The organism is Pseudarthrobacter chlorophenolicus A6, assembly GCF_000022025.1.
GTDB classification, from domain to species: Bacteria; Actinomycetota; Actinomycetes; order Actinomycetales; family Micrococcaceae; genus Arthrobacter; species Arthrobacter chlorophenolicus.
This window is the reverse complement of sequence record NC_011886.1, coordinates 1,579,492-1,603,544: the sequence shown is the minus strand read 5'-3', so window position 1 is coordinate 1,603,544 and position 24,053 is coordinate 1,579,492. Positions and strand designations below refer to the sequence as shown.

Here is a 24,053-nt window from a genome sequence, read left to right as displayed (position 1 = left end):
TCAAGGTTACCCGCATTCACCGGTCCGCTTTTCCCAGCGAGGGCCGGCGCCGGTAGAGCCATACCAGGCCAAGGACCGGGAGGATCAGCGGGATGAACCCGTAGCCGCGGCCAAACAGGGACCAGACGGTTTCATGCGGGAACGCCACGGAATCGAAGATGCTGAGGGAACCCACCACCACAACGCCCACCAGCTCCACCAGGACTGCCGCCACGGAGACCTTGAACCAGGTGCTCCCCGCCTTGGCCAGCGACACCGTGGCCACGGCGTACACCAGCGCTGCGAAGGCGGACAGCAGGTAGGCCACAGGGGCATCGGAAAACTTGGTAAGGATCTGGTAGCCGGCGCGGGCGGTGGCGGAGATGGCGAAGACGGCGTACACGGCAATCAGCAGCCGGCCCGGACCGGTATTGCGGGTGTTGCCCTTGGCGCCGGTGCGCGCCGTGTTCGTGCCGCCCTGGTCTCCCAGCGAAGCGTCGGCGGACTGTGGGTGCTGGTCATTCACGTTGCGTGCTTCTTCCACTTCAGTACCAGATCTGGTTCATTCGGGCGGCCATCACCAGGGCGGTCACGCCGACGGCGGCAAGGACGAAGTTGCTCCATCGGGTCCGTTCCAGGATGGACCAGTAGACGGCGGCCGGGGGCAGCAGCATGGCAGTTACCAGGTAACCCCAGAACTCCCAGGCTTCCCCGGCAATGGGTTCGCCGGCGATGACCCTGATGATCGACCCCACCAGGTAGACCACCAGGGCCACCTCCACTGCCGCGACGGACAGGATGGTGGCGTCGTTGGGCGCCTTCTTCATGATGCCCGCGGCCAGGCAGATGATGGTGGAGAGGAGTCCAATGGCCAGGATGATGTAGAAATACGCGTCCACTCAGGCCTCCCCGCCGGCCGCAGCGGTGTTGCCGTTGCCTGGAGCGAACACCAGGACCGGCTTGGCGTAGTTCCCGCTGTCCGCCAGCAGTGCCACCAGGCTCCCGTCGGGAGCGAAGGCGGCTGCGGGGTGGTCGGCGGTGGCGGCACCAGGGCTTCCCGGGGCCGCCCCGGCCGCAATCCGGCGGCCATAGGAAATTTCAGTGGTTTCCTCGGCGCTCAACTCGCGGTTGGGCATAAGCGCCCGGGCGGCCTGGGACATTTCCAGCACGTCCAGCTCTTCGGCGAGCTGTTCCAGCGTGCGGGCCTGCTCCAGGGAGTACGGGCCAACGTGGGTCCGGCGGAGGGCCGTGAGGTGTCCCCCCACGCCAAGGCCGTTGCCCAGGTCGCGGGCGAGGGCGCGGATGTAGGTACCCGAGGAGCACTCGACGGTTACATCGATATCGATCACGTCGGCCCCGGCGTCGCGGCGGATGGCGTGCACTTCGAACCTGTGGATGGTGACGGGCCTGGCGGCGAGCTTCACATCCTCACCGGAGCGCACCCGGGCGTAGGCGCGTTCGCCGTTGACCTTGATGGCGCTGACGCTGCTGGGCACCTGCTCGATGCCGCCGGTGAGCGCCGCGACGCCGTCGTGGATGGCCTGCTCTGCCACCGCGGACGTGCCGGCCGAGGCAATAACGTCCCCTTCGGCGTCGTCCGTCACTGTGGACTGGCCCAGGCGGATGGTGGCCGTGTAGGTCTTGGACGTTCCCACGATATAGGTGAGCAGGCGGGTGGCTTTGTTGATGCCGACCACCAGTACGCCCGTGGCCATGGGATCAAGCGTGCCGGCGTGGCCCACTTTCCGGGTCCCCGCGATGCGCCGCATCCGGCCAACCACATCATGGCTGGTCCATCCCTGCGGCTTGTCCACTATCACCAGTCCAGAAAGCACGCCTACCAGTATATCGGCGCTGGTTGGGGGCACAGCGCACGCCCGTCCCTGCCCGGTGGCAGCGCTAGGATGGCTGGCATGCCTGAGCTTGCCGCCCATGTCCGCGACGTGCCCGTCAACCAGATCCGCGAGATCACCGAGGCTGCGTGGCGCACCCCCGGTGCACTGGTACTCAGCATCGGCGAGCCCGGCTTCGCACTCCCCCGCCACGTCCTGGACGCCGGGATGGCCTGCCTGGACCGGGACGAGACGAACTACACGCCGAACGCCGGGCTTCCCGCCCTCAGGGAGGCGTTCGCAGCGAGGTTCCGCGAAGAACAGGGCGTCGACGTGGGCGCCGACAGGGTCTACGTGGTCTCCGGGGCCCAGCAGGGCCTGCACTTTGCCATGAGCCTGCTGCTGTCCCCCGGTGACGGGATCCTGATACCGAATCCCGGCTACCCCACCTTTGCGATGACCAGCCGGCTGCTGGGCGCCGAACCCGTTGGCTACCCGCTGTACCCGGACCACGGCTTCCAGCCGCGTACGGCGGACATCGAGGCCCTGATCACGGCCAGGACCCGGGTGCTGGTGCTGAACTCCCCCTCCAACCCGCTCGGCGCCGTCCTCAGTGAGGGCTCGGTCCGGGAACTGATGGAGCTTGCCCGCCGGCACGATCTGTGGGTCATTTCAGACGAATGCTACGAGGCGTTCACCTACGATGTGCAGCACGTCAGTCCGGCCCGGTACGACGGCGGTACACCGGATGAGGCGCGCGTCTTCACCTCCCTGACACTGTCCAAGACGTACGGCCTGACGGGGCTGCGGATCGGAGCGCTCATCTGCCCCCCGGGGCTGCAGCAGCAGATGGACAACGTCATGGAATCGATCGTGTCCTGCGTCGCCGCACCTTCCCAATACGCGGCGCTGGCGGCCTTGACCGGGCCGCAGGACTACGTGGAGCACGCCCACCGGCATTACCGGTCCAATCGGGACGCCGCCTCCGCAGTCCTCGACGGCAAGAACATCCCCTACCTGCAGGCCCAGGGTGCGTTCTACCTGTGGGCAGACATGTCCCACGCCAGCGGCGGGGACGTCCGGCAGTGGGTGCGCCGCTTCCTGGCCGATTCCGGCGTTGCGCTGGCTCCCGGCACGGCGTTCGGTTCCATCGGCGAAGGCTGGGTGCGGATTGCCCTCTGCGGCAGGCAGCAGGACCTGCTGGATGGCCTGTCAAGGCTCCCGGCGCGTTCGGGTGGCGGCTTGCAGGCCCGTTAGCGGCCGGCTCCGGACAGGGCCTTATCCAGCCAGGACCGCAGCGCATCGGCAGGAGCGGCGCCGGCCTGTCGCGCGGCCACCTTGCCGTCCACCAGCACCATCAGCGTGGGGATGGCCTGGACGTCGAACCTGCGGGACAGCGCCGGCGACTTGTCCACGTCCACCTTGACGAGCTTGATCGCGCCCGGCCGCTCCCGCGCCAGCTTGTCCAGTACCGGGCTGACCATGCGGCACGGGCCGCACCAAGCGGCCCAGAAGTCCACGAGCACGGGTACCGGGGACTCTTCGGCGACGCGGCCAAAATCGGCGTCTCCCGCGTCCACGATCCATGGCAGCCCGGCCTTGCAGTTGCCGCAACGGGGCCTGCCCGCAGCCTGTGCCGGAATCCTGTTGGTCTTGCCGCACGCGGGACAGGCCATGAGTGTGGTTTCCACGTCAGTACTCCGTCCGTTCCGTGTTGGCGCCCCACGCCTTGAAGGGGGCGTCCGACGCCGGGAGGTCACCACGGGTGACAGGCATGAGGTCCGTGCGTGAACCGTCGAAGTACTCATAGAACAGCGCGTCGTCGAATCCGGCAGCGGCAGCACCGTGGCGGTCTGCTGCGAAATAAACGCGGTCGATCCGGGCCCAGAGCGCCGAGGCGAGGCACAGCGGGCAAGGCTCGCAGCTCGCGTAGAGGACCGCGCCCTGCAGGTTGAAGTTCGCCGTTCCCGCAGCTGCAGCCCGGATGGCCACTACTTCGGCGTGGGCGGTGGGGTCGTTGTCGAGGGTGACGCGGTTGACGCCTTCGAAGACCCGCCCGTCGGCGGTCACCACCACAGCGCCGAACGGGCCGCCGCCGCGGTCCACGTTGTCCGTTGCCAGGCCCACGGCCTGCTGAAGGTAGCGGGAAGGGCTGTTCTGCTCAGGCGCCGTGGTCATAGCTCGATCCTAGCCATGCGGCCGGCCGTAAGGCGATGAAAATGGGGTCCGTTTTAGGGGGAAAGTACCGATGACATCATGGCGCTGCAGGCATATCCTTGCCCGCGGGGGTCCGCATTTTTTGCCTCTTGGGAGGCTTCCTATCCGGCCCGCAAAGGGCACGCACCCGGAGTACCCACAATGAATAAGAAGATCACCATTATTGGTTTCGTGGCGGCTGTAGTGGCGTTTGCCCCAGCCAGCCCGTCGACAGCATCGGACAAGGGCGGTGACGACGTCAAACCGGACGAAGTTGCCACCGGCTTGGCCACGCCCTTGCACCTGGCCCTCGGGACAGCGAAATCGATTTACGTCAGCCAGGACTTTGCCGGCAAGCTGAGCCGGGTCAACCGGGGCGGCACCGTCGACGATGTCTACACCAGTCCCAAGCCAGGGTGGGACGTGGCAGGGGTGGACACCCGCGGTGCCACAACGTTCTTCCTGGAAAGCACCGGTGCCGGGCTGGGCAAGCCGGAGAACCTCGAGGGCTACCTGGAGGCCATCAGCCCGAACGGGGATGTCAGGACCATCGCCAACTTCGCCGACTACGAGCGGGAAGAGAACCCTGACGGCAACCAGGAGTACGGCTTCGGTGACGACGTCAGCGACGCATGCCTGCAACAGTGGCCCAAGGAGTCGCCTGCTCCTGCCCGCTACACGGGCACCGTCGACTCCCACCCCTACGCACTGGCTGTCCAGGGCAATACCGCCTACGTGGCTGACGCCGGAATGAACGCCATCCTCACGGTCAACCTGCGGTCCGGCGAGATTTCCACCTTGGCCGTCCTGCCGCCGCGGCCAACCGTCATTCCTGAAGCTGCTGCCCGTCCGGAGGCGGAGGGCGGCCTCGGCGTGCCCGCCTGCGTCGCGGGACACGAATACGCCTTCGAACCTGTTCCCACAGACGTGGAAATCGGCCCGGACGGCTGGCTGTACGTGTCTTCGCTTCCGGGCGGCCCGGAGAGCCCGGCCCTTGGTGACCGGGGTGCGATTTTCCGGATCAACCCGTGGAACGGCAGGACGAAGGTCTGGGTTGACTACATCCTGAGCCCCACGGGCCTGGCTGTGGCGGACAACGGAGACGTATATGCCGCGTCGCTGTTCGGCAACCAAATCCTGAAGTTCCATGCAGGCAAGGGGCACCGCACCGAGTTCCTCGCGGTCAACCAGCCGGCAGATGTGGAGATCCAAGGGCGGACGCTGTACGCCACCACGGATGTACTGCCGGCAATGTTGGGGCCTGAACCCCCTGCCGGCCCTCCGCCGGCGACCGGCAAGCTCATCAAGGCCAGTATCCGCTAAGCAGGCAGCAGGCCATCTTTTGAAAGCGCAGCAGGCCCGGACTGACGGTGGTTGTCAGTCCGGGCCTGCGGCTGCGGTCAGGCGTTACTTGCTGCTGTCCGCGTCCTTGTTGGCGTCTTCATCGATGTCATCGTCGCCGGCGAGGTCAATGTCCTCTTCGTCGAAGTCGTCTTCGTCAATGTCAACGTCCTCGGGAGCATCGCTCTTGTAGGGATCGGCCTCCCCTGCGTGCTTGGCGGTGGCAGCCAGGGCGGCCACCTCGGCGTCGCGCTTCCTGGCTTCCCGCAGCAGTTCCTCCAGGTTGGAAGCCACCACAGGGATCTGGTCGGCGACAAACTCCAGGGTCGGCGTCAGCCGGACGGTGATGTTGCGGCCGACTTCCTGCCGCAGGACGCCTTTGGCCTTCTCCAGGCCCTTGGCAGCGTCGGCGTGGGCGGTCTCGTCGCCGAAGACCGTGTAGTACACGGTGGCGTGCTGCAGGTCGTTGGTCACGCGGGCATCAGTCACGGTGACACCCTCAAGCCGCGGATCCTTGACCTTCCGGCCAAGAGCCTCAGCAACAACAACCTTAATCCGCTGCGCCAACTTGGCAGCACGTGCCGGATCAGCCATTACAACCTCCTGAAAAATTTGGGACGCACGACGGCGGCACGGCGGCTGCGATCGGACGTTTCAGTTATCTGCCACGCACTAAAGGCGGGCCAACGACGATGCCGGAGAGTTTGGGGGCGCCCGGGAGTGGCATCGGGCCTACCGGAGCTGGGCGGCTCGGGATCGAAGATCCCAAGCCGCCCAGCGTAGGGGCGGGCGCCCCAAATTCGGAGGCGCCCAGCCACTGGTTCAGGAACAGCCTAGACGCGCGGCTTCTCGCGCATCTCGAACGTCTCGATGATGTCACCTTCGGTGATGTCGTTGTACGAGCCAAGACCGATACCACATTCGAAGTCCGTGCGGACCTCGGTGGCGTCGTCCTTGAAGCGCTTGAGCGTCTCGATGGTGAGGTTGTCGCCGATGATCTTGCCGTCGCGGCTGATCCGTGCCTTGGTGTTGCGGCGGATGATGCCGGAGCGGACGATCGAGCCTGCGATGTTTCCGAACTTGGAAGAACGGAAGACTTCGCGAACCTCGGCCGTGCCCAGCTGGAATTCTTCGTATTCCGGCTTGAGCATGCCCTTGAGCGCTGCTTCGATGTCATCGATGGCTGCGTAGATGACGGAGTAGAAGCGCATGTCGACGCCTTCGCGGTCTGCCAGGTCGGCAACCCGCTCGGCGGGCTTGACGTTGAAGCCGATGATGACGGCGCTGTCCACTGTTGCCAGGTTGACGTCGTTCTGCGTGATGGCACCCACACCACGGTGGATGACGCGCAGCTGCACGCCTTCGCCGACGTCGATCTTGAGCAGGGCGTCTTCGAGGGCTTCCACGGCACCGGACACGTCACCCTTGAGGATGAGGTTGAGGGTGTCGATCTTGCCGTCGGCCACTGCCTGGTCGAAGTCTTCAAGGCTGATGCGCTTGCGGCGCTTGGCGAGCTGGGCGTTACGGTCAGCTGCTTCACGCTTTTCGGCGATCTGGCGGGCGGTCCGCTCGTCGGAGGTCACCAGGAAGGTGTCACCGGCGCGCGGCACGTTGGACAGGCCGAGGACCTGGACGGGGCGGGACGGCAGTGCCACGTCGAGTGCCTGGCCGTCTTCGTCGAACATGGCGCGGACGCGGCCGTGGGCCGTGCCTGCCACGATCGTGTCGCCGACTGCCAGCGTTCCGGACTGCACCAGGACGGTGGCAACGGCACCGCGGCCCTTGTCCAGGTTTGCTTCGATCGCGATACCGCGGGCGGCCTTGTCCGGGTTGGCCCGGAGGTCCAGCGCGGCGTCTGCGGTCAGCAGCACGGCGTCGATCAGTTCGTTGATGTTGAGGTTCTGGCGGGCAGAGACCTCTACGAACATGGTGTCGCCACCGTATTCTTCGGGAACCAGGCCGTACTCGGTCAGCTGGCCCTTGACCTTGTCAGGGTTGGCGCCTTCCTTGTCGATCTTGTTCACTGCCACGACGATCGGCACGTTGGCCGCCTGGGCGTGGTTGAGTGCTTCAACGGTCTGCGGCATGACACCGTCATCGGCGGCCACCACGAGGATGGCGATGTCGGTGACCTTCGCACCACGGGCACGCATGGCGGTGAACGCCTCGTGGCCCGGGGTATCGATGAAGGTGATGTCGCGCTCGACGCCTTCGTGTTCGTGGCTGATCTGGTAGGCACCGATGTGCTGGGTGATGCCGCCGTGTTCGCCGGCCACGACATCCGAGTTGCGGATGGCGTCCAGGAGCCGGGTCTTACCGTGGTCAACGTGGCCCATGACGGTTACCACCGGAGCACGCGGTTCGAGTTCCTCGTCGCCTTCGGCCTCAAGTTCGGCCTCGACGTCGATATCGAACGTGGAGAGCAGTTCACGCTCTTCGTCCTCGGGGGAAACGACCTGGAGCTTGTAGCCCAGCTCCTCGCCGAGGAGCGCGAAGGTGTCTTCGTCCAGCGACTGCGTGGCGGTAGCCATTTCACCGAGGTGGAACAGTACGGTCACCAGTGCGGCGGGGTTCGCCTCGATCTTGTCGGCGAAGTCCGTGATGGACGAGCCACGGCGCAGGCGGATCACAGTGTTGCCATCGCCGCGGGGTACGCTAACGCCACCCAGCGACGGTGCGCTCATCTGCTCAAGTTCCTGGCGCTTTGCGCGCTTCGACTTGCGCTGCTTGCCACGGCCTGCGCCGCCCTTACCGAAGGCACCCTGGGTACCGCCGCGACCGCGGCCGCCCTTGCCAAAGCCACCGCCGGCGGGAGCACCGCCGCCGCCACCGGGACCACCGGTGCCGGGCGCGCCGGGACGTCCCGGACCGCGGCCGCCGCCGCCCGGACGCCCTGCACCGGCAGGTGCGGGACGCTCAGTGCGGTTGGGCATCATGCCGGGAGTGGGACGGGGACCACCGGGACGCGGAGCGCCGGGACGGGGGCCACCGGCACCTGCTGCGGGACGGGGACCGCCTGCACCGGGAGCGGGACGGGGACCACCGGGACGGGGACCACCCGCACCTGCCGCCGGGCGGGGACCGCCGGGACGTTCGCCGTCACTGCGGCCCGGACGGGGCATGCCCTGGGAAGTTGCAAACGGGTTGTTGCCCGGACGGGGTGCACGGTCGCCGTCGCCGCCACGGCCGCGGGGCATGCCCTGCGAGGTAGCGAACGGGTTGTTGCCCGGACGGGGGCCGCCGGGACGGGGTGCCGAGGAACCCTGCGAGGAGCCGCCCTGGCGGGGTGCCGGGGCGGGGGTCTCAGCCTTGGGGCCGGGACGGGCACCGGGCTTGGCGCCGGTGGACGGAGCCGCGGGTGCCGCAGACGACGCCTGGGGTGCCGCCGGAGCGGAAGCTGCCGGAGCTGCCGGAGCTGGTGCCTCGACCTTGGGGGCCGGAGCCTTGGGCGCGGCGGGGCCGGGAGCCGGAGCTGCCGGGCGTGATTCTGCCGCGGGGGCGGGTGCCTTGGGGGCGGCGGGTGCCGCAGCCTTGTTGGCGGCGTCGGGGAAGGCGTTACGGAGCTTCCGCACGACGGGGGCCTCAATGGTAGAAGAGGCGGAGCGAACGAATTCGCCCAGTTCCTGCAGTTTTGTTACTGCATCTTTGGAAGTGATACCGAGCTCTTTGGCGAGCTCATGTACGCGGACCTTGGCCACATTTCTCCTGTCTCGGTCCGCACCGAGCCAGGTACGAACCGTCTACTTCTTACTGCGGACCCTGGCCGCGGTTGGTGCGGAAGGGCCCATTGCAGAGCGCAACAAAGTTGTCATCGTTACGCACTCATCGCTGGGAACTCATCGGGTTTCCATCAGACTTCTGACCCGCTTTCAGGTTGGACGGTTGGTGCTGCAGCCACCGGGGCGACTGCGGCGGTCGGGCCTGGCTTGATCCGGCGTTCGACGTCGGCGGTTTCGGTTGCGCCCCGCAGGGCCCGTCCGAATGCCCGCCGTTTGAGCGCCAGGGCAAGGCACGATTCGCTGGGATGCAGCCATGCACCCCGGCCAGCCATCCGGCGTCGTCCATCCACCAGGACAGCGGATGATCCGCTGCCCCCGGCGACGAGCCGGAGTAACTCAGTCTGCGGACCCTTCTTCCGGCAGCCGATGCAGGTACGTTCCGGCCGATTTCCGCTGGTAGGTGTTGCTGCCACGGTGATCGTCCTGACGTTCATATCTGCTGGCCCCCGCAACCCCTGTGCCGCAGTTGCGGAACGGGCACGCGAAGGCGCACTGCTGCCGGCCGTTAGGCGCGGACCTATCTATTCTAGCCCCTTCGGGCCGTTCTGCCCGAACCCGTGGCCTGCCACCGTGTGGCAGGCCACCTGGGACGGGGCGCTGAAAGTGCTTCAGTTTTCCTTCGGCGCGGCGGCGTCGGAAACGATGTCGATACGCCAACCGGTCAGCTTGGCGGCGAGGCGGGCGTTCTGGCCTTCCTTGCCGATCGCCAGGGAGAGCTGGTAGTCGGGGACCACCACCCGCGCGGAGCGGGTTGCTTCGTCGGTGATGGTGACGGAATTCACGCGCGACGGCGAGAGGGCGCTGGCGATGAACGTCGCCGGGTTCTCGCTGAAGTCCACGATGTCGATCTTTTCGTCGTTGAGCTCCGTCATGACGGCGCGGACGCGGGAACCCATCTCACCGATGCAGGCACCCTTGGCGTTGATGCCGGATGCGTTGGCCTTCACCGCGATCTTGGTCCGGTGCCCTGCTTCGCGGGCCAGCGCCACGATCTCCACTGAGTGGTCCGCAATTTCCGGGACCTCCAGTTCGAACAGCTTGCGGACCAGGCCCGGGTGGGAGCGGGACAGCGTGACGGACGGACCCTTGGTGCCGCGGTGGACGTCGATGACGAGGGCACGGAGCCTGTTGCCGTGGATGTACTTCTCCCCCGGCACCTGCTCGGGCGGCGGCAGCAGCGCTTCCAGCGAACCGAGGTTCACCTGGATCATGTGCGGGTTGTTGCCCTGCTGGATGGTGCCGGACACCAGTTCGCCTTCGCGGCCCTTGAACTCGCCCAGCACGTTGTCATCCTCAACGTCGCGCAGGCGCTGCAGGATGATCTGGCGGGCGGTGCTGGCAGCGATGCGGCCGAAGCCCGCGGGCGTGTCTTCGAATTCGCCGATCGGGGCGCCGTCGTCGTCAATTTCGACAGCCCAGATGGTCACGTGGCCGCTCTTGCGGTCAAGCTCGGCACGGGCTTTCTCGAAGGCTCCGGGCGACTTGTGATAGGCCACCAGCAGCGCCTGCTCGATGGTGGGAATCAGGAGGTCCAGCGGAATTTCACGCTCACGCTCCAAAAGTCTCAGTGCGCTCATGTCAATATCCATCAGGCCTCCTCGGAAGGTCCATTGTGTTCTGGTTCCAGGCCATCTTCCGAAAGGTGGCTGAATTCGATCTCGACTTTTCCGGTACGGATCCTGTCGAAAGGAAGTTTTACGGGATCGCCCTGCTTGGGCTTCATGCCCTTCTTGACGGCGATTTCGGGTACCAGGGTGACTCCCCCGTCATCCACCGACTGGATGCGTCCGGTGACGTTCTCACCCTGGATGACCTTGACTGTGGCAATCCGGCCTTTGGCGCGGTGCCAGTGGCGGGGTTCGGTCAGGGGACGGCCGACGCCGGGCGAAGAGACTTCGAGGTCGTACGGGCGGGTGTCGGCGCCGGGATCGTTGTCCAGGGCGTCCGAGAGTACCTTCGAGATGTCAGCGATGACATCGAGGCTTACACCGCCGGTTTCCTCCTGCGGCAGGTCCACCACCACGTGGACCACCCGGTGGGAGCCGGCAACGTTGATTACTACGTCCTCGAGGTACAGCCGGTTGGCCAGTACGGACGGTTCAAGGAGGGCCCGGAGCCGGTCGGCTTCCGGGTTGTGGGCCGGCGCGGTATCAGCCTTCCCCGGTGCGGTGTGGTCTGATGAAGCCTGGGCTTCTGCATTGCTCACGATGCCGGCCGCCTCCCTTATAGATAATGTGGTGTGTACTAGCGTAGCCATTTTAGCGGTCCAGTGGTGCACGCGGATCCCCCTCCGCCGTGACACCATGGTCTGTTGTGAAAGACGTCAGCCAGGAAAGAAATCCGCGGATGCGCTACGTCCGGTACGTCGTCTTCCTGCTGGCAGCCGTGCTGGTCCTCAGCCTCGGATTTGCCGTAATTCCGGGCGAGCAGCCCGCTCCGGCCGCGCCGACGTTTACCGAACAGGCCCGCGCCGCCGCCCTGGAAGACGCCCTCGAGCTGCGGGCAGCAGGGTTGGACCTTGCCGGCGCGGTGGCCGCTGACACCGCTACAGGACGTTCCGGGCAAGCCCTTGTGACGTTGCTGACTCTTCAGGCCCGCGCCTTCCTGCCTGCCGGGTCGCCGGCTTCACCATCTGCCCGCCCGTCCGCGTCGCCCGGCCCGGCCGAGACTCCCTCACCATCTGCGCCGGCGCCACCGGCGCCTGCTGCCACGGCCACCGCCGTGGAGCTCGCCAAGGCCCTGGCCGCCAGCGGTTCCCGCCGGCTCAAGGATGCGCAGGAGGCCGACGGCGGGATGGCGCGCCTGCTCGCGGGCGCCGGGACCGCACAGCTGCTGGCAGCCCGGCAACTGGCCGCGGACGCCGGCGAGCCTGGCGCAGTCAAGGGGGCTGCCCCGGACCAGGCGGCCGCGGCCGCAGGTTCCGGCCCGCAGGCCGGCTCCGCCCCCACCCCGTTCTCGGCGGACTGCCCATTTGCGGCACCTGACGCCACCACCGCGCCCCTGGGCTCCACAACGGGCGGAGCGGCGCCCGCGGGCGGAAGCCTTCCCGCGGAGAGCCCTGCCGGAAAGCCTGCCGCCGGAACTGTTGATGCAGGGACTGCCGGGGCCGCGCTTACGGCCGTCCTGCAGGCCGAGCAGCAGGCGGCCTACGGCTACCAGGCAGCCATGCCGCGCCTGGCCGCGGAAGAGGCCGGGCCGGCGTCGGAATTCCTCCAGCAGCACCGGGCCGCCGCGGAAGAAACCGAAATCCGGCTCCGGCTGGCCTGCCAGGCGGCCCTGCCGCAACCGCCGGGATACGCCCTGGACCCGGATTTCCTCGGCGCCCCGGCCACCGGGCTGGGCACGCTCGAAGCAGCTGCTTTGCCCGTCTACGGCGACCTGGTTGCCTTGACCGGGGGTGCGGACCGGACGTGGGCCCTTTCGATGCTTGAAGCTGCTGTTACCCGGACCGTCCATTGGGGCGCCGACCCGGGCCCGGTTCCGGGCATGGTCTTGGACACCGCCGGGTTGCCCGCACTGCCGGCCGCCGAATAGCCCGGTCCTGCAGCCACTAGGCTGATGCCGATGACTCCAGCAACGAGCGTGCCCATCCCGCCCGGACTCGATGCACGGTACCGGCGCAGCCGTTCCGGGCGGGCCTGGCTCGCTTCACTGCCGGGCCTGGTCGCCGGCCGGATGGAACAGTGGAACCTGGCGCCTGCCCTCCTGCCGGGAGCCCTGCCCTGGAGCGGCCATGGGGCAGTGGTGGTGCCCGTACTGACGGAGGACGGCACACGGGCCGCCCTCAAGGTGGCTTACCCCCATGACGAGGCCCTCGGCGAGCCCCACGCCCTGGCGCTGTGGGCCGGCCGCGGCGCCGTGGGCCTGCTGGAGCAGGACGGTCCAACGTGCTCCATGCTCCTGGAACGGCTGGAGGCGGACGATTCCCTCGCCGACGTGCCACTGGACGAGGCGGCAGCAGTGTGGGGCGGCCTGGTCCGGCAGCTCAGCCTGGTCCCCGATGCCCGGCCGGAGTGGAGCTCCTTCGAACACATCGCGGCCCGCGCCGAGCAATGGAGCGATGAATTTCCCGCGGACTGGAACCAGTTGGGCCGGCCGTTTCCGCGGTGGCTGCTCGAGGCTGCCCTTGAGGTCTGCCAGACCCGCGGCGCTGTAGGCCGCCGCTCCGCCCACGACGTCCTGGTCCACGCGGACCTGCACTTCCTGAACATCCTGGCCCGTCCTGGCACCGGGCGGGACGGAAACACAGAACCGGCCGGGCGGTACGTTGCGATCGACCCCCAGCCGCTGATCGGCGAGGCCGAGTTCGCCGTGGCGCCGCTGCTGTGGAACCGGCTTGGCGACCTGGCGGCGGACGGTCCGGAGGCGGCGCTGCGGCGCCGTTGTGCGGACTTCAGTGCCGCTGCAGGTCTTGACCCGGAGGTGGCACGGCAGTGGGCGGTGGCCCGGGAGGTGGCGAATGCCCTCGGGTATGCAGCAACCCCCGCCATCGGGGCGATCTTGCCAGGTCCCTCTGGGTGGCCAGTACGCTGGCGGGACGGACGCTGCCCGGGTTGCCGCCGGCCCGTTCGCTTCCTGAACCGGGGCATGGCAGTGGGTCCGGAGCACTCCCCTGACGGGCCGGTTCCGCCACCGGGTTGCAGGCAAGCCGCTAGTGCGCCCGCACGGCCCCGAGGGCGGACCTGACAGCGTCCACTGCCGTTTCAACGTCCTCGGCGCCGGTGCGCCAGTTGCTGACGGAGACGCGAAGGATGTCCCGGTCCCGCCACCGGGAGCCGGACATCCACACCCTGCCGTCCGCGATGATGCGGGCGGTCACGGCCCGGGTGGTGTCGTCGTCGCCGAATGACAGGCTGACCTGCGTGTACTGGACGTCGTTGAGTATTTCGACCCCGTCGATGCTGCCCAGTCCGGCGGCGATCCGTGCAGCTGCGCCTGCAAGCCCGTTAACCTGTGCGGCAACGCCGTTCCTGCCAAGACTCCTCAGCGCTGCCCACACCGGGACGCCCCGGGCCCGCCGGGAGAACTCGGGGACCTTTTCGAACGGGTCACCCGGGCCTTCGGCGTCGTGCACCAGATAGCTCGCATGCAGTCCCATGGCTGCACGCAGGGCTGGCGCGTCACGGACTATGGCGATGCCGCAGTCGTAGGGGACGTTCAGGGTTTTGTGGGCATCAGTCCCCCACGAATCGGCGGCGTCGAATCCGTCCGTCAGGTGCCGGAGTTCGGGCGACGCCGCGGCCCACAGCCCGAAGGCACCGTCAACGTGCACCCAGGCGCCGTGTTTCCTGGCCACCCTGATGGCTTCAGTGAAGGGGTCGAAGGCACCCGAGTGGAGGTTCCCTGCCTGCAGGCACACGAGCGCCGGGCCGCCGCCAGCCCCCAGTGCGGCATCCAGGGCGGCAGGAATCATCCGCCCCTGGCTGTCGGCCTCAACGATTGCAGGTTGTCCCAGCCCCAGGTACCGCAGTCCCAGGTCCACGGTGTCGTGCCGCTCACGGCCCACGAAGCAACGGATCCGCGGAGCCCCGGCCAGGCCGTCGCGGTCCAGGTCCCAGCCGGCGTCCGTAAGGAGGCGCCACCGGCCGGCAGCCATTCCGGTGAAGTTGGCCATCGTGGCACCTGTCACGAAGCCGACGTCGGAACCTGCCGGCAATCCGAGCAGGTCCAGGAGCCACGCCCCGGCGGCTTCCTCAATGGCAGCCATGGCCGGGGTGGCGTAGCGCAGCCCGGCATTCTGGTCCCAGGCACTGACCAGCCAGTCCGTGGCCAATGCCGCGGGCAGGCTTCCTCCGATGACCCAGCCAAAGAAGCGGCCGGAGGGCATTGCCATGAGTCCTGGTTCGGCAGCGCGTGCCAGAAAGTCCACAACGTCGTCCGCAGGCAGACCGTGATCCGGAATTGGTCCGCCAAACACGTCCGTGAGGTCGTGCGCCTGGACGGCAGGGCCCACGCTCCGGTCCGCAAGGCTTTTCAGCCAGGCCGAGGCATGCCTCGCGGCAGATTCGAGGGCCGGCCTGTAGGCGTCGTCGCCATGTGACATACCAGCATGCTACGCGCTGTCCGGGGCAGCGGGGAGGGTGCCACCACGGGGTCCGGACCATGCCGGGGCAGGTCCGGTCAGGCGAAGTTTTCCTGCCACACGTCAAACCCGAGTTTAACGATCAGGGCGGCCACCACCACCAGGAAAACCACCCTGACGAACCGGCTTCCCTGCCTGACCGCTGTCCGGGCGCCAAGGTAGCCGCCGGCCATGTTGGCAACGCCCAGCAGCAGCCCGAGCCCCCACAGGATCGAGCCGTGCGGGAGGAAGAACATGAGGGCGCCGGCGTTGGTTGCCATATTCACGATCTTGGCCTTGGCGCTGGCCTCCAGGAAGGCGTAGCCCATGGCCGATACCAGTGCGATGACCAGGAATGATCCGGTGCCCGGACCGATCAGGCCATCGTAAAAGCCGATGACCGCACCGATCAGGCAAGCCACCACGTAGTGCTTGTGGCCGTCGTGCCGCAGCGCCGTGATGTCCCCGACGTTGGGCTTGAGGGCAGTGAACAGCGCGACGGCGACCAGCGCGGCGACGATGATCGGCTTGAAGACGCTGGCGGGCAGGTTCGCCGCCAGGATCGCGCCGCCGAAGCTCCCCGCGAGGGCAATCACCGCCATGGGCAGCGCCGTCTTCAGGTCCGGCCCCACCCTGCGGTAATAGGTGACGGCACTGGTGGTTGTCCCGAAAATCGACCCCAGTTTGTTGGTTGCCAGCGCCTGCACCGGCGTGATGCCCGGGACCAGCAGCAGGGCGGGCAATTGGATCAGCCCTCCCCCGCCCACCACCGCATCGACCCAGCCGGCACCGAAGCCGGCCAGGACAATGAGGATGAGGGTGGTCAGCTGGAGGTGCTCAACACCAAAGTCCACGCCCGGGATCAGCTGTTGCGGACGGCGTTGACCACGTAGTCAACGGCCTTGTCCACAGCGACGTTCTCGGCTTCGCCGGTGCGGCGGTCCTTGATCTCCACGACGCCGTCAACCAGCCCTCGGCCGACGGCCAGGATGGTGGGCACGCCCAGCAGTTCGGCGTCACCGAACTTCACGCCCGGGGACACCTTGAAGCGGTCGTCGTAGATGACGTCGAGGCCGGCGGCTTCGAGGCCGACGGACAGCTGCTCAGCGGCGGCGAAAATGTCCTCGCCCTTGCCCACCGCCACCACGTGGACGTCGGCAGGTGCCACGGCGCGGGGCCAGGTGAGGCCCTTGGCATCGTGGTTGGCCTCGGCCAGGGCAGCCACCGCGCGGGTAACGCCGACTCCGTAGGAACCCATGGTGACCGTGACCTGCTTGCCGTTCTGGTCCAGCACCTTGAGGTCCAGGGCTGCGGCGTACTTGCGGCCGAGCTGGAAGATATGGCCCATTTCGATGCCCCGCGCCGTTTCCAGGGGTCCGGAACCGTCCGGTGCGGGGTCGCCGGCACGGACCTCGGTGCACTCGATGACGCCGTCCCAGGTGAAGTCGCGGCCGGCAACGAGGCCGAAGACGTGCTTGCCGGCTTCGTTGGCGCCGGTGATCCAGCTGGTGCCGCTGACCACCCGCGGATCCACCAGGTACAGCAGCTTGGTGGTTCCTTCGGAGCCCAGGAGCGGGGCGTCCAGCGACAGGCCCGGGCCCAGGTATCCCTTGACGATCAGGGGCTGCTTCTTGAGGTCCTCTTCGCCTGCCTGCTCGAGTCCGATCTCGCCGGCCATCGGCAGGAACGAGCCAATGTTGGCTTCGACGCGCTTCAGGTCCACACCGCGGTCGCCGGGAAGGCCAATGACCACCAGCTGGCGTTCACCGGTGGGCAGCGTCACCGCAAGGACAACGTTCTTCAGCGTGTCAGCGGCAGTCCAGGGGCCGCCGTCGGCCTCGGCCCGGGGCGCGATCTGGTTGGACGCGTTGACCAGGGTCTCAATGGTGGGCGTGTCCGGGGTGTCCAGTACCTCCGCGGCAGGTGCACCCGTGAAGTCGATGTCCGCGGGCACCACGGTGGTGACGGCTTCGACGTTGGCTGCGTAACCTGCGGCAGAGCGGACGAAGGTGTCTTCGCCGATTTCCGTGGGGAAGAGGAACTCCTCGCTCCGGGAGCCGCCCATGGCGCCCGCCGTGGCTGCTACGGGGACAACATCGAGGCCGAGCCGCTCGAAGATCTTGAGGTAAGCGGACCGGTGCGCCGCGTAGCTGGCGTCCAGGCCGGCGTCGTCCACATCGAAGGAGTAGGAGTCCTTCATGATGAACTCGCGGCCGCGGAGGAGGCCCGCCCGGGGACGTGCCTCGTCGCGGTACTTGTTCTGGATCTGGTAGAGGCTGAGCGGCAGGTCCTTGTAGGAGGAATACAGGTCCTTCACGAGGAGGGTGAACATTTCCTCGTGTGTGGGGGCCAGCAGGTAGTCAGCGCCCTTGCGGTCCTGCAGCCGGAACAGCCCCTCGCCGTATTCGGTCCAGCGGTTGGTTGCCTCGTAGGGTTCCCGCGGCAGCAGGGCCGGGAAGTGGACTTCCTGGGCACCGATGGCGGCCATTTCCTCACGGATGACCTGCTCCACCTTGCGGAGTACGCTCAGGCCCAGCGGCAGCCAGGTGTAGATCCCGGGAGCCGCGCGGCGGATGTAGCCGGCACGGACCAGCAGTTTGTGGCTGGCCACCTCTGCGTCGACGGGATCTTCACGCAGGGTGCGCAGGAAAAGCTGGGACATTCTAAGGACCACGGGTGGTATCCGTTTCTGGAAAAGTGCTGGATCAGCAGGGCCGGACAAATTCGTCTGCATACTAATCTACCGGCACAGCACCACTCGCCCGGAAACAGTAGAGCCACGCCCGGTTGCAAAGCCCCTGGCCCCCCAATAGGGCTGGTCATTGCATCCGGGCGTGGCTCAACGCCGTTATCGCCTTATTACAGGTGAGGACTGGTGAGACCGCCCACTCCACTCAGCGCAGCTAGATCGAACCTATGTGATGGCGGGCACGTTGACAAGTAATTTCTTCCTTGGAGGACTTCTGACCGGAAGAAAAAGCCGGACAGTACGCCGCCGGGCGGCCTACTTGATAAGGGCTGCCGCGGAATCCAGGAGCGAACCTGCCTGCTCCTGGGCAGCCGCACCGTCGGTTCCGCCGGATGCGACGGCGGACAGCACCACGCCATTGTGGACAACCTGGGCGGTGGTCACCGACTGGACCTGGCCGTTAGGCAGCGTCGTTTCGGTGCGGAACGCGGTGGTTCCCGCAACCCCGCTGACGCCGTCGATGCGGGTGATGGCAACCGCCACCTCGACGCCCGCCACCGTCATGACCATGTTCGAGCACTTCTCCAGCTGCTCCGAAGGGTCGGAAACCTTCGCCAGCGCGGCCTGGTCCAGTCCCGACATCAGGGAGAGTGCGGTGACCATGCCGGAGGAGGCGTCCGTGCTGAGTCCCAGGGCAATTGCCGCCCCATCCAAGGACGGTACCTGGCCGGAGGCCGCCAGTTCCTTGCATGCCGCCGGCTCAACCTCGATGGAGGACAGCATGTCCTTGGACTGCTGCAAGGTGCTGGCCAACTCTTCGCCGGGGACTGGTGTCAGCCGCCGGTCTGCCGAGTCCCGCACCTCGCGCACAACCCCGGCCAGCTCCTCACTGGTGTACGCCTTGTCCGTCGTTGGGGTGGGCGAGGGAGTGGGTGTTTCCGCCGATGTTCCGGCAGATGCGGGGCTCCCCGCCGAGGCAGCCGCGCCCTCGGGTGCCGAGCTGCCCCCGCACGCCGAAACACCGATCACCAGAGCCGTAGAAACCGCAAAAGTACCCAGCACAGAAGTCTTCAATTTTCCCCCAAGTCCACATGCGGCCCCGCGTCGGGCCGCTAGAAGAGAACTGTAGCGAACGTGCCCACCTGGTGGAAGCCGACACGTTCATAGGTGGATCTGGCCCTGACGTTGAAGCCGTTGACGTAAAGGCTGGTCAGCGGCGCGATCTTTTGGGCCTGCTCTACGACGGCGGACATGTAGCCGGAACTCAGCCCCTTCCCGCGGTAGAGGGGATTCATCCAGACCCCCTGGACCTGGGTGACATCGGCGGTGACCGCGCCGAGCTCCGCTTTGAAGACCACTTCCCTGGCTTCGTTGAGGTGGACCAGCGAATAGCCCTGCCGGATGAGCCCTTCAACCCGGCGGCTGTAGAACTCCCGGCCGCCCAGGAACGGCGAGTAGCCCACTTCTTCTTCGAACATGGCGGCGCAGGCGGGCAGGATGCGCTCGAAGTCTGCCAGGTCGCCCAGTCCCAAGCCCGGGTTGGGTGGAACGTCAGCGGGCCCGTCGATCACCATCAGGGGCTGGTCAGGGCGGATCTCGTGGGCGCGGTGGCCCAGTTCGGCGAGCTCCCCGTGTAGGGCCAGCACCGCATCCGCCGGGCCGAAAGCCGATGCGTAGCGCCGGCCGGACCGGTTGGCGGCTTCGGCCACCAGCGGCGCGAAGGCCGGGTCGAGCTGGACGGGGACCAGGTTGGCGCCCGCCCAGCAGGCACCCACCAGGATGCCGTCGTCGAAAACTCCGACGATGCCGGCACCGCCGCTGGTGGGAGCGGCGGTACCGGCAGTGCGCAGATGCGCGAGGATGAACACGTTGGCCACACGGTCCTTCTCAGCCAAATGCCTGAGCGCGGCGGTGTCCCCGCCGTCCAGGGTGCGGACGGATATCCCCGGCGGGTCCGGCTCGTCCTTACGAGACGCTAACCACGGGGCCACCTTTGACAGCATCTTCGCCATCGGCCTCCCCCATCTCTTCCGCGATACGCATGGCCTCTTCGATCAGTGTCTCAACAATCTGGCTCTCCGGCACAGTCTTGATGACTTCACCCTTCACAAAGATCTGTCCCTTGCCGTTGCCGGAAGCGACGCCGAGGTCGGCTTCGCGTGCCTCGCCCGGCCCGTTGACCACACAGCCCATGACGGCGACGCGCAGCGGGATCTCCATGCCTTCCAGGCCGGCTGTGACCTGCTCCGCGAGCGTGTAGACGTCCACCTGCGCGCGGCCGCAGGACGGGCAGGACACGATTTCGAGCTTGCGGGGCCGCAGGTTCAGCGACTGCAGGATCTGGTTCCCCACCTTGATCTCCTCAACGGGCGGGGCCGAGAGGGAGACGCGGATGGTGTCGCCAATGCCACGGGAGAGCAGTGCGCCGAAGGCGGTGGCGGACTTGATGGTTCCCTGGAATGCCGGACCGGCCTCGGTCACGCCGAGGTGGAGGGGCCAGTCGCCCTTTTCGGCGAGCATCTCGTAGGCGGCCACCATGATCACGGGGTCGTTGTGCTTGACCGAGATCTTGAAGTCGTGGAAGCCGTGCTCTTCAAACAGCGAGGCTTCCCAGACGGCGGATTCAACGAGGGCTTCGGGGGTGGCCTTGCCGTACTTCTTGAGGATCCCCGGTTCCAGCGAGCCGGCGTTGACGCCGATGCGGATGGACGTTCCGTGGTCCCGGGCGGCCGCAGCAATTTCCTTGACCTGGTCGTCGAACTTGCGGATGTTGCCGGGGTTGACCCGGACGGCCGCGCAGCCGGCTTCGATGGCAGCGAAGACGTACTTGGGCTGGAAGTGGATGTCCGCGATGACCGGAATCTGGGACTTGCGGGCAATGATGGGCAATGCTTCGGCATCATCGGCCGACGGGCATGCAACGCGCACGATGTCGCAACCGGAGGCGGTCAGTTCCGCGATCTGCTGCAATGTGGCGTTGATGTCGGTGGTGGGCGTGGTGGTCATCGACTGCACGCTGATGGGGGAATCCGAGCCAACTCCCACCGAACCGACTTTGATCTGGCGCGTCTTGCGGCGCGGGGCAAGGACGGGCGGCGGTGCTGCGGGCATTCCCAGGCTGACCGAGGTCACGTGGACTCCTAGAGGTGAAGGGGAAACGGCTTAGGCTGCGAGGCCGGCGAGCATGCCGGTCACGGGTGACCATTCGGTGACGCGGATGCCGGCGATAACCCCGGCAGCAGCGAACGGATCCTGCTTGAGGACCGAATTCAGGGATGCTTCGTTGTCCGCCTTGAAGATCAGCAGCGCGCCGGCTCCGTCTCCATAGGGTCCGCTGGCAAGGATCACGCCGTCCTCGGCCAGGCCGCCGGTCCATTCGCGGTGGGCGGGCCGTGCCTCGTTGCGGGCTTCGGTGGAATCGGCGGCGTAAACGTACTCAACGGCAAAAACTGTCATAGCGCTACCCTATCGCTCCGCCGGCCTACGCCAGGAAAATCACCTTCACGGCTGCCGCTATCCCCGCTGCCCACAGCATGGACGCCAGCGTCCCGATAATGAACCGCTCCGCCGCCACCGGGGTTTCCTTGAGTTCGGCGAACCGGCCCAGCCCCTTAATGGCGACAATGTACGCGATGGCAACAGGCTGGCCGGCCAGGATGGCCAGGCAGACACCGAGCCGCTCCAGGACTCCGATAATGGCACCGCCACGGAGGATCCGCTGGGCGGGTGCGGCGGGAACGTCCGACGCCGGCTGGCCGGCCGCCGCCGTCAGCTCACCGTTGACAGCCTGGTCAGCCTGGTCCGGTGCCCGGCCCGGGAGGTCCACCGTAACGTCGGCCGAGGGATCGTCTGCAGCGTCGCGTCCCTTGGCTGCCGCGTCCGCCTTGTCGTCAATCGTCCGGGCCAGCCGGAAGACGAGGGCGGTGACGGGCCAGCCGCCAAAACCTGCCGCCAGCAGTGCGGCAGCGATCCACAATGCGGTCACCGGTCTCCTTTGGTCTGGGCAAGGGCGTATTCCAGGAGCATTGCTGCTGCCGGCCTGGCAGCCCATTCTTCCTGCCACCCGGAACGAAGCACGGCGCGGCTCACCGACTGTTCCGTAATTCCCAGTTCCCGGGCAACGGGCTTCTGGCTGCCATGCCTTCCTGCTCCGCCTGCTGCCCGCAGCCGGTCAACCACCCGCCACTGTGCCTCCGTCCGCTGCTGCACGAGCCGTCCTATCAGGCGCAGGACGGCCTGGGCATTCGCTGCGGCGTTCATGGCTGCACCCGCTGCATCATTCGTTTCGGCGTTCGTTCCAGCGCTGGCTCCGTTGTTTGTGCCGGCGGGCCCTTCCCGGGAATTCCGGGGGGCACCCTTGACACTGTCCATGGTGCCCGCCACCACCGACAACGGAACGTGGCCGGCCGCGCCTTTGGCGGTTTCCACTGCCTTGCGCGCCGCCACGAAGCCACTTCCGGTCCCTTCGCGCGGGCTCCGGCCAGGCTCCAGGCGGACGTCGCCGATGCCGATGCCGACGTACCAGTGCCCGCTCCGCAGGGCATGCAGTGCAATGTCCACTACTTCCCGGGCGTCGCCCACGGTGCCCTGGAGTTCGTCGCCGACGGAGCGTTCGAAGTGGGCACCCGTGAGGCTGCGCAGTTCCTCGATCAGGCCAGGCACGCGGTCAACGTCGGAGGTGCTCCCCCGCTGGTCGATTGTCAGTACGTACATACCTCAACCGTAGGCGGGTGATATCAAACAATCAATCATAAACAGCTGATTATTTAATATCAGCTATATTTGGCTGATTATGAGCATTCAGCCATTCGGATGCTGTTGGATCCCGTCGAGGGGCGTACCTGTCAGCCGAACAGGTTCACGGGTTTGACGATGTCGGCGTAGATCAGCAGCGCACTCATGCCCATCAGCAGGGCGGCCACCACGTACGTGACCGGGAGCAGCTTGGCGATGTCGAAGGCACCGGGGTCCGGCTTTCCGAACAGTTTCGCCACCTGGCGCCGTGCACCCTCGTACAGGGCGCCGGCCACATGGCCGCCGTCGAGGGGCAGCAGCGGAACCAGGTTGAAGACGGCCAACGCAAAGTTCAGTCCGGCCAGCAACCCCACCAGGGTGGCCACGCGTGACTGCAGCGGAATTTCCTCCATGGCGGCCACCTCGCCGGCCACCCGCCCCACGCCCACCACGCTGATGGGTCCGTTGGGATCGCGCGGTTCCTCGCTGAAGGCAGCCTTGGCCACGCCCACCACACGGGCCGGGAGATTAAAGATCACGCCTGCCACCTGCCGGATGTTCTCCCCCGCCATGGGCAGGACGGACGACGCCGGCTGCGGCACCAGTTCTGTCTGTGACCCGATGCCGAGGAAGCCCACGTCCTGGTAGCGCAGGGTGCCGGACGCATCGGTTTCCTGCCGGCCGTCGACGCCGATGATGGGCCTGGCCGAGAGAACGGGGGTGACAGTGGTGGACACTGAAGACCCGCCGCGCTCAACCGTGATGGCCACTTCCCGGCCTGCGGAGGCCCGGATCCATTCGGTCAGCTGGTCCCAGCTGGTGACTTCTTTTCCGTCGAAGGACGTGACGGTGTCGTTGGGCTGGAGCCCGGCCGCGGCCGCCGGGGTGAGCTGGCAGTCGGCCGAGTCCGGGTCCACGGTTTCACCTGCGGCAACCTGGCATTTGGAGACATCCGAAATGGTGGTGGTTGCCGTGGCCGTGCCGAAGCCCATGAGGAGGATGGCCATGAGGAGGACGCCGAGGATCATGTTCATGGCGGGTCCGCCCAGCATGACGATGATTTTCTTCCATACCGGTAGGCGGTAGAAGACGCGTTTTTCGTCGCCGGGGCCCACTTCCTCATGCGCCATGGACCTGGCCTCGGTGGCCAGCGTCTGGAACATCCCGGTGCTGGAGGGACGCACGGAGCCGTCCTCCTTGTTGGGCGGGTACATGCCGATCATGGACACGTAGCCACCCAGCGGGATGGCCTTCACGCCGTATTCGGTTTCGCCCTTCCGCCGGGACCAGAGGGTGGGGCCGAAACCGATCATGTATTTGGTGACGCGCACCTTGAAAAGCTTGGCGGGCACCAAGTGTCCCACTTCGTGCAGCGCGATGGACGCGGCGATGCCGATGGCTACGAAGACGACGCCGAGGATGAAAAGTAGAACGGGGGTCAT

The 24,053-nt window shown here is 67.0% G+C and carries 23 protein-coding genes and 1 pseudogene; 4 read left to right on the top strand and 20 right to left on the bottom strand.

Annotation, left to right across the window (positions count from 1 at the left end; genetic code table 11):
- Nucleotides 1-16 precede the first annotated feature (16 nt).
- From ACHL_RS07220 to truB, 3 genes are read right to left on the bottom strand one after another with little or no spacing between them, the layout of a single operon-like run.
- Nucleotides 17-469, bottom strand: coding sequence for a hypothetical protein (locus ACHL_RS07220; RefSeq protein ID WP_050767143.1), 453 nt, complete (start codon nucleotides 467-469; stop codon nucleotides 17-19).
- Between the two features lie 55 nt (nucleotides 470-524).
- The gene (locus tag ACHL_RS07215) at nucleotides 525-878 is read right to left on the bottom strand and encodes a hypothetical protein (RefSeq protein ID WP_015936646.1); all 354 of its coding nucleotides are present in this window, start codon (nucleotides 876-878) and stop codon (nucleotides 525-527) included.
- Complete coding sequence (gene truB / locus ACHL_RS07210) at nucleotides 879-1,814, bottom strand: tRNA pseudouridine(55) synthase TruB (RefSeq protein ID WP_081434797.1); 936 nt, start codon at nucleotides 1,812-1,814, stop codon at nucleotides 879-881.
- A gap of 78 nt (nucleotides 1,815-1,892) precedes the next feature.
- On the opposite strand from truB, the gene ACHL_RS07205 reads away from it, so the two are divergent.
- On the top strand, nucleotides 1,893-3,068 hold the full coding sequence (locus ACHL_RS07205) for a pyridoxal phosphate-dependent aminotransferase (protein WP_015936644.1): 1,176 nt from the start codon (nucleotides 1,893-1,895) through the stop codon (nucleotides 3,066-3,068).
- On the opposite strand, the gene trxA is transcribed toward ACHL_RS07205, so the two are convergent.
- Both trxA and ACHL_RS07195 read right to left on the bottom strand, forming a co-directional pair.
- Nucleotides 3,065-3,487 carry a thioredoxin gene (trxA, locus tag ACHL_RS07200; RefSeq protein ID WP_015936643.1) on the bottom strand — a complete coding sequence of 141 codons (423 nt, stop codon included), beginning with the start codon at nucleotides 3,485-3,487 and terminating at the stop codon, nucleotides 3,065-3,067. The genes ACHL_RS07205 and trxA overlap by 4 nt on opposite strands.
- Before the next feature lie 16 nt (nucleotides 3,488-3,503).
- A complete protein-coding gene (locus ACHL_RS07195) occupies nucleotides 3,504-3,989 on the bottom strand; it encodes a nucleoside deaminase (RefSeq protein ID WP_015936642.1) in 486 nt (161 codons plus the stop codon).
- A 180-nt stretch (nucleotides 3,990-4,169) separates the two neighbouring features.
- On the opposite strand from ACHL_RS07195, the gene ACHL_RS07190 reads away from it, so the two are divergent.
- Nucleotides 4,170-5,330: a ScyD/ScyE family protein gene (locus ACHL_RS07190; RefSeq protein WP_015936641.1), complete on the top strand. Its 1,161-nt coding sequence runs from the start codon at nucleotides 4,170-4,172 to the stop codon at nucleotides 5,328-5,330.
- Between the two features lie 84 nt (nucleotides 5,331-5,414).
- On the opposite strand, the gene rbfA is transcribed toward ACHL_RS07190, so the two are convergent.
- The 5 genes from rbfA to ACHL_RS07165 all read right to left on the bottom strand — a co-directional run bounded on the left by rbfA (nucleotide 5,415) and on the right by ACHL_RS07165 (nucleotide 11,333).
- Nucleotides 5,415-5,942 (bottom strand): 30S ribosome-binding factor RbfA, encoded by a 528-nt coding sequence (gene rbfA / locus ACHL_RS07185; protein WP_015936640.1) that lies wholly within the window; start codon nucleotides 5,940-5,942, stop codon nucleotides 5,415-5,417.
- A gap of 239 nt (nucleotides 5,943-6,181) precedes the next feature.
- The gene (gene infB, locus ACHL_RS07180) at nucleotides 6,182-9,046 is read right to left on the bottom strand and encodes a translation initiation factor IF-2 (protein WP_015936639.1); all 2,865 of its coding nucleotides are present in this window, start codon (nucleotides 9,044-9,046) and stop codon (nucleotides 6,182-6,184) included.
- Between the two features lie 152 nt (nucleotides 9,047-9,198).
- Nucleotides 9,199-9,561 (bottom strand): YlxR family protein, encoded by a 363-nt coding sequence (locus ACHL_RS07175; RefSeq protein ID WP_043793862.1) that lies wholly within the window; start codon nucleotides 9,559-9,561, stop codon nucleotides 9,199-9,201.
- Between the two features lie 174 nt (nucleotides 9,562-9,735).
- Entirely contained in the window at nucleotides 9,736-10,716 is a 981-nt protein-coding gene (gene nusA / locus ACHL_RS07170) for a transcription termination factor NusA (protein WP_015936638.1), read from the bottom strand.
- Nucleotides 10,716-11,333, bottom strand: coding sequence for a ribosome maturation factor RimP (locus ACHL_RS07165; RefSeq protein WP_043793861.1), 618 nt, complete (start codon nucleotides 11,331-11,333; stop codon nucleotides 10,716-10,718). The genes nusA and ACHL_RS07165 overlap by 1 nt, the downstream gene beginning before the upstream one ends.
- Nucleotides 11,334-11,440: 107 nt before the next feature.
- Between ACHL_RS07165 and ACHL_RS07160 the strand changes: the two genes are divergently transcribed.
- On the top strand, nucleotides 11,441-12,661 hold the full coding sequence (locus ACHL_RS07160) for a DUF4439 domain-containing protein (protein WP_244266526.1): 1,221 nt from the start codon (nucleotides 11,441-11,443) through the stop codon (nucleotides 12,659-12,661).
- A 30-nt stretch (nucleotides 12,662-12,691) separates the two neighbouring features.
- Nucleotides 12,692-13,743, top strand: a pseudogene (locus ACHL_RS07155) (aminoglycoside phosphotransferase family protein).
- A 35-nt stretch (nucleotides 13,744-13,778) separates the two neighbouring features.
- On the opposite strand, the gene ACHL_RS07150 reads toward ACHL_RS07155, so the two are convergent.
- The 10 genes from ACHL_RS07150 to ACHL_RS07105 all read right to left on the bottom strand — a co-directional run bounded on the left by ACHL_RS07150 (nucleotide 13,779) and on the right by ACHL_RS07105 (nucleotide 24,053).
- On the bottom strand, nucleotides 13,779-15,170 hold the full coding sequence (locus ACHL_RS07150) for a pyridoxal phosphate-dependent decarboxylase family protein (RefSeq protein ID WP_015936634.1): 1,392 nt from the start codon (nucleotides 15,168-15,170) through the stop codon (nucleotides 13,779-13,781).
- A 77-nt stretch (nucleotides 15,171-15,247) separates the two neighbouring features.
- Complete coding sequence (locus ACHL_RS07145) at nucleotides 15,248-16,042, bottom strand: sulfite exporter TauE/SafE family protein (RefSeq protein ID WP_015936633.1); 795 nt, start codon at nucleotides 16,040-16,042, stop codon at nucleotides 15,248-15,250.
- An 8-nt stretch (nucleotides 16,043-16,050) separates the two neighbouring features.
- Nucleotides 16,051-17,862, bottom strand: a complete 1,812-nt coding sequence (locus ACHL_RS07140) for a proline--tRNA ligase (RefSeq protein WP_043793858.1) — start codon at nucleotides 17,860-17,862, stop codon at nucleotides 16,051-16,053.
- A gap of 330 nt (nucleotides 17,863-18,192) precedes the next feature.
- Nucleotides 18,193-18,951 (bottom strand): hypothetical protein, encoded by a 759-nt coding sequence (locus ACHL_RS07135; RefSeq protein WP_015936631.1) that lies wholly within the window; start codon nucleotides 18,949-18,951, stop codon nucleotides 18,193-18,195.
- Between the two features lie 38 nt (nucleotides 18,952-18,989).
- Nucleotides 18,990-19,880 carry a GNAT family N-acetyltransferase gene (locus tag ACHL_RS07130; RefSeq protein WP_015936630.1) on the bottom strand — a complete coding sequence of 297 codons (891 nt, stop codon included), beginning with the start codon at nucleotides 19,878-19,880 and terminating at the stop codon, nucleotides 18,990-18,992.
- Nucleotides 19,843-21,009, bottom strand: coding sequence for a flavodoxin-dependent (E)-4-hydroxy-3-methylbut-2-enyl-diphosphate synthase (gene ispG, locus ACHL_RS07125; RefSeq protein ID WP_015936629.1), 1,167 nt, complete (start codon nucleotides 21,007-21,009; stop codon nucleotides 19,843-19,845). Before ispG ends, ACHL_RS07130 begins: the two co-directional genes overlap by 38 nt.
- 30 nt (nucleotides 21,010-21,039) lie before the next feature.
- Nucleotides 21,040-21,333: a YciI family protein gene (locus tag ACHL_RS07120; RefSeq protein WP_015936628.1), complete on the bottom strand. Its 294-nt coding sequence runs from the start codon at nucleotides 21,331-21,333 to the stop codon at nucleotides 21,040-21,042.
- Nucleotides 21,334-21,358: 25 nt separating this feature from the next.
- Nucleotides 21,359-21,862 (bottom strand): hypothetical protein, encoded by a 504-nt coding sequence (locus tag ACHL_RS07115; protein WP_015936627.1) that lies wholly within the window; start codon nucleotides 21,860-21,862, stop codon nucleotides 21,359-21,361.
- Nucleotides 21,859-22,590 carry a hypothetical protein gene (locus ACHL_RS07110; protein ID WP_015936626.1) on the bottom strand — a complete coding sequence of 244 codons (732 nt, stop codon included), beginning with the start codon at nucleotides 22,588-22,590 and terminating at the stop codon, nucleotides 21,859-21,861. Before ACHL_RS07110 ends, ACHL_RS07115 begins: the two co-directional genes overlap by 4 nt.
- Before the next feature lie 131 nt (nucleotides 22,591-22,721).
- A complete protein-coding gene (locus ACHL_RS07105; RefSeq protein ID WP_015936625.1) occupies nucleotides 22,722-24,053 on the bottom strand; it encodes a M50 family metallopeptidase in 1,332 nt (443 codons plus the stop codon).

What these genes read in the sequence shown, in the direction of transcription:
- ACHL_RS07150 (WP_015936634.1), bottom strand. Translation starts at nt 15,170, where the DNA reads ATGTCACATGGCGACGACGCCTACAGGCCGGCCCTCGAATCTGCCGCG.
- ACHL_RS07175 (WP_043793862.1), bottom strand. Translation starts at nt 9,561, where the DNA reads ATGAACGTCAGGACGATCACCGTGGCAGCAACACCTACCAGCGGAAAT.
- ACHL_RS07195 (WP_015936642.1), bottom strand. Translation starts at nt 3,989, where the DNA reads ATGACCACGGCGCCTGAGCAGAACAGCCCTTCCCGCTACCTTCAGCAG.
- ACHL_RS07190 (WP_015936641.1), top strand. Translation starts at nt 4,170, where the DNA reads ATGAATAAGAAGATCACCATTATTGGTTTCGTGGCGGCTGTAGTGGCG.
- nusA (WP_015936638.1), bottom strand. Translation starts at nt 10,716, where the DNA reads ATGGATATTGACATGAGCGCACTGAGACTTTTGGAGCGTGAGCGTGAA.
- ACHL_RS07105 (WP_015936625.1), bottom strand. Translation starts at nt 24,053, where the DNA reads ATGACCCCCGTTCTACTTTTCATCCTCGGCGTCGTCTTCGTAGCCATC.
- rbfA (WP_015936640.1), bottom strand. Translation starts at nt 5,942, where the DNA reads ATGGCTGATCCGGCACGTGCTGCCAAGTTGGCGCAGCGGATTAAGGTT.
- ACHL_RS07120 (WP_015936628.1), bottom strand. Translation starts at nt 21,333, where the DNA reads ATGACAGTTTTTGCCGTTGAGTACGTTTACGCCGCCGATTCCACCGAA.
- ACHL_RS07205 (WP_015936644.1), top strand. Translation starts at nt 1,893, where the DNA reads ATGCCTGAGCTTGCCGCCCATGTCCGCGACGTGCCCGTCAACCAGATC.
- ACHL_RS07110 (WP_015936626.1), bottom strand. Translation starts at nt 22,590, where the DNA reads ATGTACGTACTGACAATCGACCAGCGGGGGAGCACCTCCGACGTTGAC.
- trxA (WP_015936643.1), bottom strand. Translation starts at nt 3,487, where the DNA reads ATGGCCTGTCCCGCGTGCGGCAAGACCAACAGGATTCCGGCACAGGCT.
- ACHL_RS07130 (WP_015936630.1), bottom strand. Translation starts at nt 19,880, where the DNA reads ATGCTGTCAAAGGTGGCCCCGTGGTTAGCGTCTCGTAAGGACGAGCCG.